This is a genomic window from Brachyspira sp. (assembly GCF_029258575.1).
Taxonomy (GTDB): Bacteria; Spirochaetota; Brachyspiria; order Brachyspirales; family Brachyspiraceae; genus Brachyspira.
In genome coordinates, this window is sequence record NZ_JARHYI010000030.1 from 1 (window position 1) to 15,250 (window position 15,250).

Sequence of the window (15,250 nt, forward strand, 5' to 3'; positions counted from 1 at the left end):
TCATAGTTATGATATTTTAGATGTATCAGAATTTAAACATTTTAGAATTAATCATAGTGAAAAATTTGCTGAAGAGAAAAATCATATTAACGGCATAGAAAATTTTTGGAGTCAAGCAAAAAGACATCTCCGTAAATATAATGGAATCCCAAAGAAACATTTTCATTTATTTATTAAAGAATGTCAATTCCGCTTTAATACTCCAAAAGTTGAAAAACAATTAGAAATAGTATATAATTTAGCAAAGAAGGAGCTTTTTTAGTTATCTAGGACAGCCCCATTTATTTTATTCACTTATATACTATAGTTTTGTTATATTATAGTTTTAATTAATTTTTTAATCTGACTCATATAATTAGCAATTAATTTATTAAAATTATTTTATTTTTATATAAAAAATATATATTCTATAAAAATTAGATATAATAAAATGTTTAATGAACTTCTATTATATTGTGTATATATTGATATGTATTATTACATTTTGAAATCATCTGGACTTTCAAAATATTTTATTAAACTAAATATCATTAAGCTTTTTATAGTAGGTTTTATAGATTCATCTAAATTTGTCATGTATAGTTTAACTTTAAGAGATTGAAGATTTTTATATAATTTAAGTATTTTTGCTATTCCAGTACTATTTATTTCTTTTACATTTTTCATATCAAGCAGTACCACAGGCATTCTTATATTGCATGCTTCATTAGAATCTTCTATAAAGTTTTTTATTTCTTCAGGGGAAGATAGGTTAGCTTCCATAACTATAGATATATATTCATTATTAAATTCTATAGCCAAAGCAATACCTCTTTTAGATAAAAAATTAGTAAAAAAGAATGTGGGCAGGGAGGGATTCGCACCCCCGTAGACTCACGTCGGCAGATTTACAGTCTGCTGCCATTGACTGCTCGGCCACCTACCCATATTAATTGAAAACTTGAGAGAATAATATCATAATTAAATAAAAATGTCAATACCTAATATTTAATTTTTTGCATTATAATAAAAAATATTAAGTATCTTTTTATTATAGAATGATGTATAATTTTAGTATTATTTTATTATGGTTTTATATGGAGCTGATAATGAAAAAGATTACTTTTATGATGATTGTTGCTTTATCAATTATTTTAGCATCTTGCAGTTCTTCTAAATACAAATTAGAGAAAAAAGTTGCTGATAATAATAATACCTTTGAAACTGCTCAGAAAATTAATAAAGATGGTATAATAGGCAAACTTAATGGAGATAATGTAGATTATTACTATTTTATGTTTGAAGGAGATAAAGGAATCATAGATTTTTATATATCTAATTCTACCTGCTCTCCTGTTATAATGACTTTATATGATTATAATAAAAATATTATAAAGGTAATAAATGAACCTGATGAAATAGATAACAATATAAATATTATAGATAATAATGAAACAAATAAAACTATAGAAAATAATACTAATAATAATACAAATAGTATATATTCAAATGAGAATAAAAATAATCAAAAAGAAGATATTATATATTCACAGCAGATAATGAAGAATATTTATTTTGAGAGTTCGGGCAATAGTGATGAAAATAAATATTATATATCAATAGCACCTAAAGATAATGTAAAAGAAAATTTAGATTATATGTTCATACTTCAAAAAAGAGAATATAAAGAAACAGATGAGAAAGAACCTAATGATAAAATATCTTCCTCTCAAATTATAGATGTAAATAGTGAGAATAGGCTTTATACCATAGATGGTTATTATAGCCAAACTTATAATTCTACTTTAAAAACTGGGGATTTAAAAAATATGGAAATAGATTCATATAAAATAACCAATAGTTCTTTTAATACATATTCTATTTCTATAGAGCTTTCAGGAGTTCCAGCTATAGATGCAAGTATAAGACTTTATGATCAAAATGGTAATTGGATAACTGTAAAAGATATTAATAATACAGGAGATGGTGAAACTGTTGATAAACTTATATTATATCCTTATATGTCTTATTATTTTATATTGTCAGCAACTAATACAGTTAATAATATACCTTACAGAGTGAGTATTATAGCAAAGCCTTTTGACAAATATATTGAGCATGAACCTAATAATAAATATTCAGAAGCTCAAACTATAGAATTTAATCAAACTTATAAAGGTGCTATAGATTATTCTTATGATAGAGATTATTATAGTTTCAGTATACCTTTAAGATCAAGTGTGAAGCTTTCATATTTCTTAATAGATTCTCAGGCAATCAATATTAGTATTTCCAATGAATCATTTGGAAAAATAGACACAATGCCTCAAAATGATGATGAGCAGATTATTAGTTTGGAGCAGGGAAGGTATTATCTTATATTTGAAAGAGATTTAACTAAAGAAGGATGGAAAAAAGGAATTTCTAAGGCAAGAAATTATGAATTCAATATGAGTATATCCAATGAAATAAGCAGTGATTACAATTATGGTTATGATATGTATAATGATAATAGTGCTTATGAAACTGATTATTATAATTACAGTAATAATTATTTAAATAATAATGATAATATGCAAGAAGAGAATTTGGAAAGTAATTTTAATAATACAAATAATGTGATAATTATAAGACCTGAAGATTATAATTCTGATTATTACTATTATGGAGAAGATGAAACTAATAGTACTGAAAATACAAATGAAAGTATATATAGGAATTATGATAATAATGATGGTTATTATGATCAAACATATGAAAATAACAATGATTATTAAATTTTATTTACTATTGATAAAGAATACATTTTGTAATATACTATTTTATCATTGTAAATTTGTTTTATAGATATGTAAAATATATTTTTATACAGAAGACTTATTATGAAGAAAATTTTTAAGAAAAAAGAAAAAAATGAATCAGCATTAGAAAATACTGATAATAAGAAAAAAAGAAGATTTAAAAAGAGATATATACCATTAATATTTCTTTTTTTAATTATTGTTGGTATAGCAGGTGCTAGAATTTATTTTAATGATGAAAAAGTCAAGAAGCTTATTGAAAATATTGTTTACTCATCTATGAATAGAAAATTAGAAATAGGGGATTTTAAATATGCTTTATTATCTCCTAAAATAGAGATGAGTAATGTGGTGCTTTATAATTCTGATAATTTCAATAATGAAGAGAATATAAAGATAGATAATTTTAGATTAAAATTTTCATTATTTTCTTTATTATTTTTAAAACTTCATGTAGAAGATTTAACTTTAGATAATTTATATGTTTACATGTTCACAGATGAAAGCGGTAATTGGAATCTGCCTGATTTACCTCCTTCAAAACCAAAAGTTGAAGAAACAAATAAAGAACCTTTTGATATTAGTAAATTAGATTTTCTTAAATTAAAAGCTGAAATAGAGAATATAAGAATAAATAATTTGGCATTCAAGGCTGATAGTAAATCATTTTTAACTAATAGACCTAATAACGGACTTATAGCTAGTTTAAGTAATTATAATCTTCATTTGGATTTGCATAGTAAGAGATTTTCATTATCTCAAGTTATGGGGGTAAGAGCACCTGAAGTTTTGAAAGATATTTATTTGAAGAGTTTTATCAGCAATAGTTTGGCATATAATGACAGAACCATTTTCTTTAATGATAATCCTTTATTTAATTTAGATGTATCATATCCTAAAAATGAAGACGGCAGTGAAAATAAAGATGAAATAGTAATAACATTTGATTTTGAGATAGATGAGCCTAATTTTAGTTATAACGGCAAAAAAAGAGATGATATGCAATTTGCTACTCATTTACTTGCTAGATATAATATAAAAACTCAAAGTTTATCGATAGAAAATATGTCTTCTGAACTTTTAAATGATGAAATATTAAAAATTGTGGCTTCTGCCAATCAAATATTTGGAAGCAATATAGGTGTTAATTTAGATACATTATATGCTAGACTTAATTTGAATAAAATAAATACTTTAATACCAATATTCGTACCTTCTTTGGGTATAAAAATGAGCGGAATGATTAATATTGATGCTGATAAAACAGTTGGTACAATTAATAATTTAACTAATACAATAAATATAGGCTTGGATAAAATTAATGTAACTATGGGAAATACTATAGCAGTAAATAATCTTAATTCCAAAACTAAATTGAATTTTACTCTTAATCCAAATAATATTTCAAATGAAGATATAAAATTAGAGCATAAAACTACAATTAATAGAGTTGTTGCTTTAAATAAATATATATTCAATAATACTGATTTGAAATTAAGAATATTATCATCTTTGAATGGAGCTTTAGGAGTTGCACCTGCTATTAGCGATCCTCGTAAAAAAAGCGATACAGTTGTTTATATTGATAATATATCTTCAAAATATATTAATTCTGATATAAAAGTTAATGGTGCTGTAAAATTTGATGATCCTACAGATTTGAATATAAAGGTAAGTTCTTTACCCGTGGCTCATTTTTCTGGAGGTTTTGCAAGAGGTTCTCTTAATTTGAATGTTCATGTTTTTGGGGAGATGATAAATAATATTAATGCTAAAGTTAATGGTATTATAAACAATTTCTCTTATAATTTGAATGGAGAGGTTTCATCTACAGCTACTGCAAAGGTTAATGTGAATGCCAATGCTAATTTGCTTAGTCAGAATGTGAAGGTTACAGAATTAAATTTTGATTTGGATAATTTCCTTAATTTCAGATCTAATCTTGATTTAGAGGGTATGGGATTAAAGAGAGGTTTTGTAAATATATCAACTTTGAGAATAGCTCCTTATGCTATGAAAAATTGGCTCTCTACAAAATTTGCGGAGATTTTTGATACACTTCCTTTTGAAGATGATATAAAGATGACAAGTGCTTTAGGATATAATTTATCATTGGAAGATACATTTGCAACAGTTACTAATTTCAGTACTTTTTATGTAACAGAAAAACAGTATAAGCTTCAGGATGTTACTATGAAAATCGATGCTGATGTTAATTTCGGTGAAAATTTATATGCTGATATTAGAGAGTTTAATTTACAAAGTCCTACAAACAAATTGAAAGTTTATGTTAATGGTTATTTTACTCCTAATATAAAAAATGCTAATTTAAATTATGATATAGGGCTTGATACAGAAAGTTTATATTTGCCTTTTGGTATAGAGATAGGCGGATTATTTAATGTTAATGGAAATTTAAAAAATAATATAGCAAATGGAATTTTCAAAACTGATGAATTCTTTGCTAATATGGATTCTCCGAATAAGATGTCTATTTTATTAGATGGTCTTACTTCAAATATAGATTATCATTTCGACTTAACTCCTACACAAAATGAGGTTTCTGCTACTGCGGCAAGATATACTCCTCTTGTTACTCAAATACCTAATATGTTTTTTAGACAGTTAAGAGTATACTTGAAAATACCTCCATTCATAGATGATAGTATTAGAATAAGAGATTTTTCTTCTTCTGTTAAAGTTCAAGGGCATGGAGTTACTATACAAGATTTGAAATCTTCTCTTTATATAGGCGGAGAAAAATTTGATGATAATTTATTTATGGAATCTATATCAAATAATACAGCCCCTAGAAGAGGTGCCATACATTTACCTTGGGTTAATCTTGATTTGGGAAGTTTTAATACCAGCACTATAAAATATGATTTGCGTGTTTTGGCAAGTGATATTAATTTTAAATATCTTCTCCCTCCAGAAAATAGGGAAAAAATCAATGATGAAAAATTGCTTGTTAATCTTACTGCAGATGTTGCTGGAGTTGGAATAAGTCCTCTAAACAATATAAAACCTACTACATTCTTTGTGGGTATAAGTAAGATGTCTACAGAGTTTTCTAAGTTTTTGATAGAGATGATAAGACCTATTAACCCGGGTATATCTACAGTTGAAAATATAGTACAATTTGGATATGATCCTAATTCAGTGGAATTTAGTATATCTGCAAATAAGGTATTTACTACATTCTATTTTAGAGATCAGAATTTAGATAAGCCTAATCAGCAGAAACAGCAGTTAATAGCATTTGAAGGTGATAAATTCGGACTTGAACCCATGCCTTTTTCTGATGTTATTTCATATTTAGAGGGCGGAAAGTAATAATATTGATAGTTAATAAATAGGAGATTTTATGAAGTTTTATAATGTTGTTTTTATTCTAATGATTTTTATATTTATTACAAGCTGTTCTAAACTTATATTAGTACAGGAACCTGAAATGCGTGTTTTAGGAGGTAAGACATTGATAGAGGCACAAGTTTTGGGAAGATATAGACAGATAGATGAGAGTGCATATCAAATATCAACTCTTTCAAGTGATGAGGATTTGAATCTTATTATGGTAAGTACAAATGTTTCTGATGAATTGGCTCAAGATTATAAAGAGGCTCTCATTAGAAGTATGTTCAATCAAGATGAAATTAATTTGTATAAAACTAATTATTATATAGGTGAAAATAATGGGGGGTATTTATCATACATAGCTTTTGATGTTTCAAAACCAAAAAAGACATACAGTGAAGAGAGAATAAAATATATAAAAAATATAATGGAAAAAGAAAATGCAGATAGAAGAACTATAGCAGAATATTTAATATTATCAGATCCTAAACTTAGTATGGCTAATATTAAAGAGGTTGAAACTGCATTGTATAGAAGAAATGTTCAGAAGCTTATTGATAATTCATATTATCAATTACCTGATAGTTCTTGGACAGTTTATACTAATGATACAAATAACTAATTAACAGTTAAAATGATAATAAAAAAAGCAGGTACAAATATTATACCTGCTTTTTTATTAATTTTATTTTTTATTTTTTTGAGTTTCTATATAAGATGAGAAATTAGTTAATATCGATTTTATGTTCTTATACATTTTAGAATCTTCTTGATATTTTAAAACTTCTTTTGTTTTGGCATCTATTTCTTTTAGATTTGTAATATAATTATTGAAGTATTCATCTATAGTCTTATTATATTTAGATACTACATTTTCTTCTTCATAAGCCTTTATAACTTTTTTAGAAAGTGTTTTTTTCCAATTTCCAGAGAAAGACATAAATCCAGATAATATAAATACAACACTAGGAAGGAATGTTAAAGACACCCCTATAATATTTATAATTTTCATATTACTACTTTTTGATAAATTGAAATCTGGGATTATTCCTATAGAAGTATTTATTAAATTCGTTTTTATTTTATTAGATTCATTAACATCTTTATTATTAAAATCTTCATCTTTTATAGTAAGCATATTATACAACTTCGTATCAAGATTTAAATTAATTCCATTGCATAATACTTTAATATCATCTTTTTTTCTGTATACATTATTATCATCAATAGCTTTAATGATACTGTCTATATTTAGAATATTTTTGTATATTTCATTAAATGTTTCTTTTACTGTTATTTTGATTTTGTTAATGTTGATTTCTAATTTATCATTTTCTTGGAAATTATTTTTATTGTCTATTATTCCAGTAATATAATTAATATTTTCTAATATTCTATTATAATAAGCATATTTTATATTTTCAGCAAAATCATCTTTAATTTGTTTTACTAGATTTGTATTATTAATTGAAAAAGGGAAAAATCTTTTTCTTAATGAATCATAATCTATTTTTTTAATATTATTTGATGATTCTATGAAATTTTTTAATGTATCGAATTTCTTATCAATAACATTATCCAATTCATTTTCATCAAAAATATTGGCTTTTGAGAATATTATAAATACATTATTAAAATCATCTACGAAATTAGCTAATGCATTTATATTAGTAATGTCTTCCTGAGAGAATGCATTTATATCACAAAGATAAATAAACATATTTTGATTATTATATTTTTTTGTGTCAAGTACATTTTCCTTATACTCGATAATTCTAAATAACTTTGAATCATCTTGTAAATAATATTCATCATTATTTGTTTCTTGGGAATATGGATTAGTGTCAATATTTTTATCAAATATTGCATTAATAAATGATGTTTTTCCAGAACTATATCTTCCATAAACGATAATATCAAAACTATTTTCTATTTGAGTGTAAATATCAGTTATCAGTTCAGAAATTTTACCACTATTTTTCTTATCTGCTGTACTTATCTCCTCATTGATTTTTTCAATAATGAGCTGCACATCAATAAGTTTTTCATAGAGATATGGATTTTCATTTTCAAAAGAATTCTTCTTATATTTTGTAAGCTCATCAATGGTAAGTCCTGTGTTCTCTGCCAGCTTATCCAATAAGTCAAGTGTTATATTATTAGCATTTCTTTCTAGCCTTGAAATATAATCTTGACGTACACCTAACATTTTAGCAAATTGGCTTTGTGTTAGTTTCAAAATTTTTTCTCTAATATCTTTTAAATTAAAATCAATCATATTTTTTCTGTTTTTTACTCTGTTATTTTTTATTTTTACTAATTATAAACAAATTATTAAGAATTTCAAGGGCTTTTAATGTACGAAATGTATTGTTCTTATATTTATATATGTTTTTAAAATTAATAAAGCATTTTTAATTAAATTTTTAAGTATATAAATTCTAAAAAATAAAATTTTTTAAATATTATTTATTTATGTATATGTCTATTTAGTTAATTATTTTTGTTTTATATGAATATTATATATACCTATATAGGTATTTTAATTGTAATTTTTAATATGTTCTTATACATAACTTATTGATTTATATTCATATTTGTATATAATGATATTATATAAAGACATTATATTAATAGGGTATTATTATGGAAAATAATGATTTTGTATCTAAAAAATTTGAATGCAGAAATGCTATAATATCTGATAATAAGCTAGTTAATTCTATAGTTGATTTTCTTAGAACTATAGATGATAAAATAGAGATAGAAAATGAGAATGGTAAAAGAGTAAATGCAAAATCTTTTATAAAAATGATGGGATTGGATATAAAATATGGATATAAAATTACATTGTATGTTTATGGAGATGATAGAGAAAATAATTTAAATAGAATAGAAGAAATTTTAGAGAAAAAAGAGTTTTATAGTTTAGAAAAAATTGAGGAATTAGATAAGGAAAAAGAATTAGAGGGAAATAGGTATATAGGAGAAGAGATATTATTCTTAACACCAAAAGATAAAGAAGATATTGTAAAATGTGATATAGAGAATAAAATAAATATTTTGAAGGAAAAGAGAGATTCTCTTCATCTGCCTTCTTTAAATTTGAATAATAATATTTTTTATATTAATAATGATGATGATAAAATTAAAATTTTTGATATTATCAATAATGATATATCTAATGTTATAAAGCAATTATCATCTCATTATGATATATACATAAATGAAAATGATTTATCAAATTTTTTGTATGCATTGATAGAGGTTTTGAAAACTAAAGATATTAAGTATTTCTATATATATTTATTTTTTAATAATGTAAAAAAATATTTCTATAATCAATTTGATACTTCATTTATAAAGAAGATGATAGGTATAGATAATTTAAAAATTGAATATGATATCAATGCCAATGAATCTTTTATAGATGATGCTATAAAGACTTTAGATTTTATATTAGAGGATAAAAGAAAATCTTCAGATTATTCTGTAAATATATATATGATTTCAAATTCTTCAAATTTCACTATGGACATTTATAGGGTTATAAATATAGTTCAGAATATAGGAAAGATTTATGAAATAGATGATACTGTAGTTGATAGTATAGTATATAGAATAAAAGATAATTATGAATATAAAAATAAAATAAATACATCTCATAATAATGAAGAATATTTAGAAACTATAAGGGAGTTTAAAGAGTACCTTCAAAAGGAATTTGAAACTATTTATTTGAATAAAATTTTTAAAAGAGATTCTCAAATTCCAAATATTGATTATCAATATATAAAAAGAATTGTAAGGAGGATTTAAATGAGAACTGCTGTTATAGGAGATTTGCATGGTAAAAGCTGTTGGAAGAATTTACTTGAGGGAAGATTTGAAAGATTTGATAAAATAATTTTTATGGGTGATTATAGTGATGACAGCTGGGTTACTTTCACAGATGATGAGATAATAAATAATTTAAAAGATGTAATAGAGTTCAAAAAGAATCATAAAGATAAAGTAATTCTTCTTATAGGCAATCATGATTTTCAGTATATAGTTGGATATCCTACAGCTAGCAGATATAGAAAAAGTTATGCTAAAGAGATGAATAAAATATTTAATGATAATGCAGATTTATTTGATACTATACATATTAAAAATAATTATATATTCACACATGCAGGAATTACAAATGGGTGGATTGATTATATAAAGAAAAATTATGATATAAAAGATATCAATATAAATAATATTTTTGATGTTGTTAATACTGTTTATCAAAATAATAAAGATGATTGTAATATAGCATCTTTCAGAAGGGGAGGCAGAAGCAGATTTGCAGGAATATTATGGGCGGACATTGAAGATTTGGCTGAAGATGCTTGGATAGGATATAATCAGGTAGTTGGGCATAATAGAATCAAAGCAGGCTCTGTTATAAGTAAAGATAATTATACTGTTTATATGAGCGATCATTTTGATACAGAACAGGATAAATTATTGGTATTAGATATTTAATAATTAATAATATATGGAGATTTATTATGTTTCCAGATAAAGCACCTTTTCATTATAAATGCAGAAAATGTGGATACTTTTTCAATTCGGATAAAAAATTGCATGCTCTTTCTGGGCTTTCATTAATTTCATTAGATTTTGATAAAGATATCGAAATAGACGAGAATGGTAATGAAAAAGTTAGAATTAATTCTAATGTAAAAAAAGAATCTATTATAGATAAAATTTTTAAGAAAATACTATATCCTAAATGTCCTAAATGTCATGAAAATGCTATTGTCAGCATTGATTATATAGTACATAAATAATTGACTTTTATTACTATTTAAGATATCATTAATACATTATTTTTTCAGTAATGATTTTTTATGAAAAATATATTTATTTTTGTACTTTCAATTATTATAATTTCTATATTTACTTTTACTTTCATAAAAGTTAAAGAGAATTATAATATAAATTTTCAATATTCAGATAAATATAATAATGTTCCAAATGACAATACAAAAAAAGTTATAACAGAAAAAGATACAAATGATATATTTCATTTAGCGGATATAGATGCATCTAATACTGTAAAACCCATATTGAATAAAATAAATGACTATAGCAATTATATAAGTATCATTATAGATGATAGTGGAAACACTTTAAATAATGTAGACAGATATTTTGATTTAGCAGGAATGTATAATATAACATTTGCTGTGTTACCCGATTCATATTATAGTCTTGATTTTTCTTATAAGGCATACAGTAATAATGTTAATGTTATTTTGCATATGCCTATGGAAGGAAGCGGTTATTTTGGAGAGCAGACTTTAATAAAAAGAGGAATGAGTAAAGATGATATTTATAAATTATTGGATTATTCATTTTCAAGAGTTCCTTATGCTATGGGTATGAATAATCATACAGGTTCTTTGGCTGGTTCGGATTCAAATGTAGTTTCTTATATGCTTGATTATGCTAAAAATGATAATAAATATTTTATTGATTCCTATACTTCTTCTGACAGTTTGATATATAATATGGCTTTAGAGTACGGAGTAAAAACGGCAAGGCGATCCGTGTTTTTGGATAATGAAAGAGATTATGATTCTATAATGAAGCAGTGGAGAAAATTAATTGATATTGCAAAGGAATGCGGTATTGCAATTGGAATAGGGCATTATCAAAGTGAGGAAACTTTAAAAATATTGGAATATAATATGCATCTTTTAAAAGACGAGGGAATTGAAGCTGTAAATATAACAGAAGTTTTGAATTAAAATTAATAAAATAATGAATAAAACAAAATAATAAAAATTAGGAGAATTGTTTATAATGATTGAATACAGAAATAATATATTAATGTGCGAAGATATTGATATTAGAGAGCTTACAAAAGTTTATGAAAGTCCATTTTATATTTATTCAAGAAATGATATTTTGAATAAAATAAGATTTCTTAAAGGCATATTTTCTTCTTTGAATGATGTATTAATAGCCTATGCTGTTAAGGCTGAGAATAATTTATCTATATTAAAAATGATGATTGAAGAGGGTATAGGTGCTGATGTTGTATCAATCGGAGAGATTTATAAATATATTAAGGCTGGAGGAAAACCTGAAAATATAGTATTTTCTGGTGTGGCTAAAACTAAAGAAGAGATAAAAAAGTCTATAGAGCTTAATATAAAGCGTTTTAATATAGAGTCTATTCCTGAAGCTGTTAGAATAAATGATATAGCTAAAGAATGCAAAAAAAGAGTTAAATGTTCTGTAAGAGTTAACCCTAATGTCGATGCTCATACTCATGAAAAAATAACTACAGGGGTAAATGGAAATAAATTTGGATTAAGTATTAAGACTATAAAAGAGAATGCTGAATTATTAAAATCTTTTGATAATATATCAATAGAATCATTATCTATGCATATAGGCTCTCAAATGTATGATGCCGAACCTTTTTATAGATCTATTTTGGTGATGAAAGACTTAATAGGCGAAGTTAATAGTATGGATTTTAATATTACAGATATAGATATAGGTGGAGGATATGGAGTAAGATACAATAGAGATCATTCTGGATTTGATTTTGATCAATTTAAAAATGAAAGTATTAAATTATTGAAAGAAATGAATCTTAAAGTAACAACAGAGCCAGGAAGATATTTTACTGCAGAATCTGGTGCTTTGATAATGCGTGTTGAATATGTTAAAGAGGAATTGGGAAGGAAATATGTTATATTAGATGGCGGTATGAATGATTATATAAGAGTTGCTATGTATGATGCTTATAATGAAATATATCCTATAGTAAAATCGGATAATGTATGCAATTATGATTTTGTAGGACCTATATGCGAAAGTTCAGATTTTTTTGCTTATGATAGAGAATGCTCCTCTTTAAAAGAGGGAGATTATGTTGCGTTACTTGATGCTGGTGCTTACGGATTTAGTATGGCTAGTAATTATAATTCAAGACCTTTGATATCACAAATTATGATTGATAAAGACAAGTATTATGTTATAAGAAAAAAACAGACTTTTGATGATATGATAAAAGATGAAATAATATAAATATATATTAAATAAAATAATTAAAAATTAATTCATCGAAATTATATTGAAATATTTTGATGAATTAATTTTTTTTTAACAAAATTATATTATTGCACCAAGATAAAATACAGATGTATATTGTTTAATATTAATGTAGTTTTATTGAAATAAATTAATTTTTATTAGCATTATTAAATATATTTTCTTTTTTACAGTATCTGCAAAGAAACTCTTTAAATTTATGTACCGTATCTTTACTCATAACATGTTCTATCAAGCAAGCTTCTTCATCTGCTATTTTCTCATCTACATTTAGTACATTTGCAAGAAAGTAATAGAATATAGCATGTCTTTCTGCAATATCTTTTCCTATAGCTCTTCCAGATTCTGTTAATTCAATATCTCCATAGTGTTCATGTTTTATATGTCCTAATTTTGAAAGAGTTTTTATTGCAGTATTAACACTTGCCTTAGAACGTCCAACTAAATCAGCAATATCTGTTATTCTAATAGCTTCTTTAAAATTTTTCTCTACTTCAAGGTTGTAGATAGTTTCTAAATAATTTTCTAATATAGGTGTTATTTCTTGTTTCATATGTAATGATTTTAATATAAAAATATTATAAGTCAATATTTAAATATGTATTTTTTTACCTAATATAAGATATTAAAGTTTTATAAAAAATAATATACATAATTATTTTATTATTAATAAAAAATTTTGACAAAATATATTTTTTTTGTATATTATATATATTGCATAATTTTTATAATTGAAAAATTGTATAATAAAAAAATATTTTGGTAGATGTATTATGAATAAAGAACTTATTTACTCAGTAGAAGACGATGATAATATCAGAGATTTAATCAAATATACCGTTGTAGAGGCTGGATATACTATAGAATGCTTTTCAAATGGTAATGATATGCTTGAGGCATTAAAAAAACATACTCCTAATTTGGTATTGCTTGATATAATGCTTCCTGATATAGAAGGTACGGAAATATTAAAGATTATAAGGACAGATTATGCACATCTTCCTATTAAAGTAATAATGCTTACAGCAAAAGCTAGTGAAATAAATATTGTTACAGGACTTAATTTGGGTGCTGATGATTATATGCCTAAACCTTTCTCAGTATTGGAGCTTCTTGCTAGAATTAAAGCAAATTTAAGAAAGAAAGATGTTAGATTAGATACAGAAGAACTTACATTCGGTGATATAAAGCTTGTTGTAAAGAAGAGAAATGTATTTGTAGGTGAGAGGCAGGTTATTTTAACTCAAAAAGAATTCGATTTACTTAAACTTCTAATGGAAAATGCTAATAATGTAGTAGACAGAGAAACTATGCTTGAAGAAGTATGGGGCGTTGATCATACTATGGAAACTAGAACTATTGATATGCATATAAAATCAATAAGACAAAAATTAGATTTAATTAATGAAAATATTATAACTGTCAGAGGTATGGGGTATAAACTGACAGATGAATAATAATTTTATGAAGATATGATTAAAAATATATTTTATAAATCATTACTCATTTTGATACTTTCAAGTGCTCTAATGTTTATAGGAATATTATTTACTGTGCAGTATAATAATATTATGTATAGTCAGGTTATGATAGTAAATATTATGGAGATGCTTGAAAAGGAGATTGATTTATATAATATACAGACAGAAGATGCCTTTAGGAGATTCGTACTCCAGTCAGATAAAGAAGAATTGAGAATCAGTATAATATCTACTAATGGGGTTGTGGTCGCTGATACTATGACTAATATATCAACGAATCCTATGGGTAATCATACTAATAGAAGCGATGTTATAGAGGCTCTTCATAGTGTAGGTAATGAGCCTGCCTTCTCTATTAATACATCTATTAGTTATAAAACGCCTTATATGTATATATCCAAAAAAATTAAGGCTGATGATAATAAAGATTATATACTTAGAGTTTCAATTCCAATAGAATCTGTTAATAAATATTTGATAAGTTTTTTATTTACAGCGGTTATGGTTATAGGAATAGTTGTTGTTATT

13 protein-coding genes, 1 tRNA gene and 1 pseudogene are annotated in these 15,250 nt (G+C 24.6%); 11 read left to right on the plus strand and 4 right to left on the minus strand.

Going from position 1 to position 15,250, the window contains the following annotated elements:
* Positions 1–262: transposase (locus tag Q1J76_RS02495; protein WP_300366311.1), on the plus strand; the 262-nt coding region annotated here is incomplete at its 5' end.
* Positions 263–477: 215 nt separating this feature from the next.
* On the opposite strand, the gene Q1J76_RS02500 is transcribed toward Q1J76_RS02495, so the two are convergent.
* Both Q1J76_RS02500 and Q1J76_RS02505 read right to left on the minus strand, forming a co-directional pair.
* Complete coding sequence (locus Q1J76_RS02500) at positions 478–801, minus strand: STAS domain-containing protein (protein WP_300366313.1); 324 nt, start codon at positions 799–801, stop codon at positions 478–480.
* Positions 802–842: 41 nt separating this feature from the next.
* Positions 843–925: transfer RNA gene (locus tag Q1J76_RS02505), tRNA-Tyr, on the minus strand.
* 163 nt (positions 926–1,088) lie between these two features.
* Here Q1J76_RS02505 and Q1J76_RS02510 point away from each other — a divergent pair.
* From Q1J76_RS02510 to Q1J76_RS02520, 3 genes are all read left to right on the plus strand, one after another.
* Complete coding sequence (locus tag Q1J76_RS02510; protein ID WP_300366316.1) at positions 1,089–2,756, plus strand: peptidase; 1,668 nt, start codon at positions 1,089–1,091, stop codon at positions 2,754–2,756.
* A gap of 105 nt (positions 2,757–2,861) precedes the next feature.
* A complete protein-coding gene (locus Q1J76_RS02515; RefSeq protein ID WP_300366318.1) occupies positions 2,862–6,116 on the plus strand; it encodes an AsmA family protein in 3,255 nt (1,084 codons plus the stop codon).
* 31 nt (positions 6,117–6,147) lie between these two features.
* Complete coding sequence (locus Q1J76_RS02520) at positions 6,148–6,759, plus strand: DUF1318 domain-containing protein (RefSeq protein WP_300366321.1); 612 nt, start codon at positions 6,148–6,150, stop codon at positions 6,757–6,759.
* Positions 6,760–6,822: 63 nt separating this feature from the next.
* Here Q1J76_RS02520 and Q1J76_RS02525 read toward each other — a convergent pair whose 3' ends face one another.
* The gene (locus Q1J76_RS02525; RefSeq protein ID WP_300366324.1) at positions 6,823–8,415 is read right to left on the minus strand and encodes a helix-turn-helix domain-containing protein; all 1,593 of its coding nucleotides are present in this window, start codon (positions 8,413–8,415) and stop codon (positions 6,823–6,825) included.
* Between the two features lie 368 nt (positions 8,416–8,783).
* Here Q1J76_RS02525 and Q1J76_RS02530 point away from each other — a divergent pair, with 368 nt between their 5' ends.
* From Q1J76_RS02530 to lysA, 5 genes are read left to right on the plus strand one after another with little or no spacing between them, the layout of a single operon-like run.
* Complete coding sequence (locus Q1J76_RS02530; protein ID WP_300366327.1) at positions 8,784–9,956, plus strand: HPr family phosphocarrier protein; 1,173 nt, start codon at positions 8,784–8,786, stop codon at positions 9,954–9,956.
* Positions 9,957–10,652: a metallophosphoesterase gene (locus tag Q1J76_RS02535; RefSeq protein ID WP_300366330.1), complete on the plus strand. Its 696-nt coding sequence runs from the start codon at positions 9,957–9,959 to the stop codon at positions 10,650–10,652.
* Positions 10,653–10,678: 26 nt separating this feature from the next.
* Positions 10,679–10,960, plus strand: a complete 282-nt coding sequence (locus Q1J76_RS02540; protein WP_300366333.1) for a hypothetical protein — start codon at positions 10,679–10,681, stop codon at positions 10,958–10,960.
* Positions 10,961–11,020: 60 nt separating this feature from the next.
* Positions 11,021–11,923 carry a divergent polysaccharide deacetylase family protein gene (locus tag Q1J76_RS02545; protein WP_300366336.1) on the plus strand — a complete coding sequence of 301 codons (903 nt, stop codon included), beginning with the start codon at positions 11,021–11,023 and terminating at the stop codon, positions 11,921–11,923.
* 55 nt (positions 11,924–11,978) lie between these two features.
* Positions 11,979–13,217 (plus strand): diaminopimelate decarboxylase, encoded by a 1,239-nt coding sequence (gene lysA, locus Q1J76_RS02550; RefSeq protein ID WP_300366339.1) that lies wholly within the window; start codon positions 11,979–11,981, stop codon positions 13,215–13,217.
* Between the two features lie 154 nt (positions 13,218–13,371).
* Here the strand turns inward: lysA and Q1J76_RS02555 are convergent, their stop codons facing one another.
* Positions 13,372–13,794, minus strand: coding sequence for a metal-dependent transcriptional regulator (locus Q1J76_RS02555; RefSeq protein ID WP_300366342.1), 423 nt, complete (start codon positions 13,792–13,794; stop codon positions 13,372–13,374).
* A gap of 220 nt (positions 13,795–14,014) precedes the next feature.
* On the opposite strand from Q1J76_RS02555, the gene Q1J76_RS02560 reads away from it, so the two are divergent.
* Entirely contained in the window at positions 14,015–14,698 is a 684-nt protein-coding gene (locus Q1J76_RS02560) for a response regulator transcription factor (protein WP_300366345.1), read from the plus strand.
* Between the two features lie 15 nt (positions 14,699–14,713).
* Positions 14,714–15,250 (plus strand): annotated as a pseudogene (locus Q1J76_RS02565) (sensor histidine kinase); the annotation flags it as partial.

What these genes read in the sequence shown, in the direction of transcription:
- Q1J76_RS02510 (WP_300366316.1), top strand. Translation starts at nt 1,089, where the DNA reads ATGAAAAAGATTACTTTTATGATGATTGTTGCTTTATCAATTATTTTA.
- Q1J76_RS02515 (WP_300366318.1), top strand. Translation starts at nt 2,862, where the DNA reads ATGAAGAAAATTTTTAAGAAAAAAGAAAAAAATGAATCAGCATTAGAA.
- Q1J76_RS02520 (WP_300366321.1), top strand. Translation starts at nt 6,148, where the DNA reads ATGAAGTTTTATAATGTTGTTTTTATTCTAATGATTTTTATATTTATT.
- Q1J76_RS02525 (WP_300366324.1), bottom strand. Translation starts at nt 8,415, where the DNA reads ATGATTGATTTTAATTTAAAAGATATTAGAGAAAAAATTTTGAAACTA.
- Q1J76_RS02530 (WP_300366327.1), top strand. Translation starts at nt 8,784, where the DNA reads ATGGAAAATAATGATTTTGTATCTAAAAAATTTGAATGCAGAAATGCT.
- Q1J76_RS02535 (WP_300366330.1), top strand. Translation starts at nt 9,957, where the DNA reads ATGAGAACTGCTGTTATAGGAGATTTGCATGGTAAAAGCTGTTGGAAG.
- Q1J76_RS02540 (WP_300366333.1), top strand. Translation starts at nt 10,679, where the DNA reads ATGTTTCCAGATAAAGCACCTTTTCATTATAAATGCAGAAAATGTGGA.
- Q1J76_RS02545 (WP_300366336.1), top strand. Translation starts at nt 11,021, where the DNA reads ATGAAAAATATATTTATTTTTGTACTTTCAATTATTATAATTTCTATA.
- lysA (WP_300366339.1), top strand. Translation starts at nt 11,979, where the DNA reads ATGATTGAATACAGAAATAATATATTAATGTGCGAAGATATTGATATT.
- Q1J76_RS02555 (WP_300366342.1), bottom strand. Translation starts at nt 13,794, where the DNA reads ATGAAACAAGAAATAACACCTATATTAGAAAATTATTTAGAAACTATC.
- Q1J76_RS02560 (WP_300366345.1), top strand. Translation starts at nt 14,015, where the DNA reads ATGAATAAAGAACTTATTTACTCAGTAGAAGACGATGATAATATCAGA.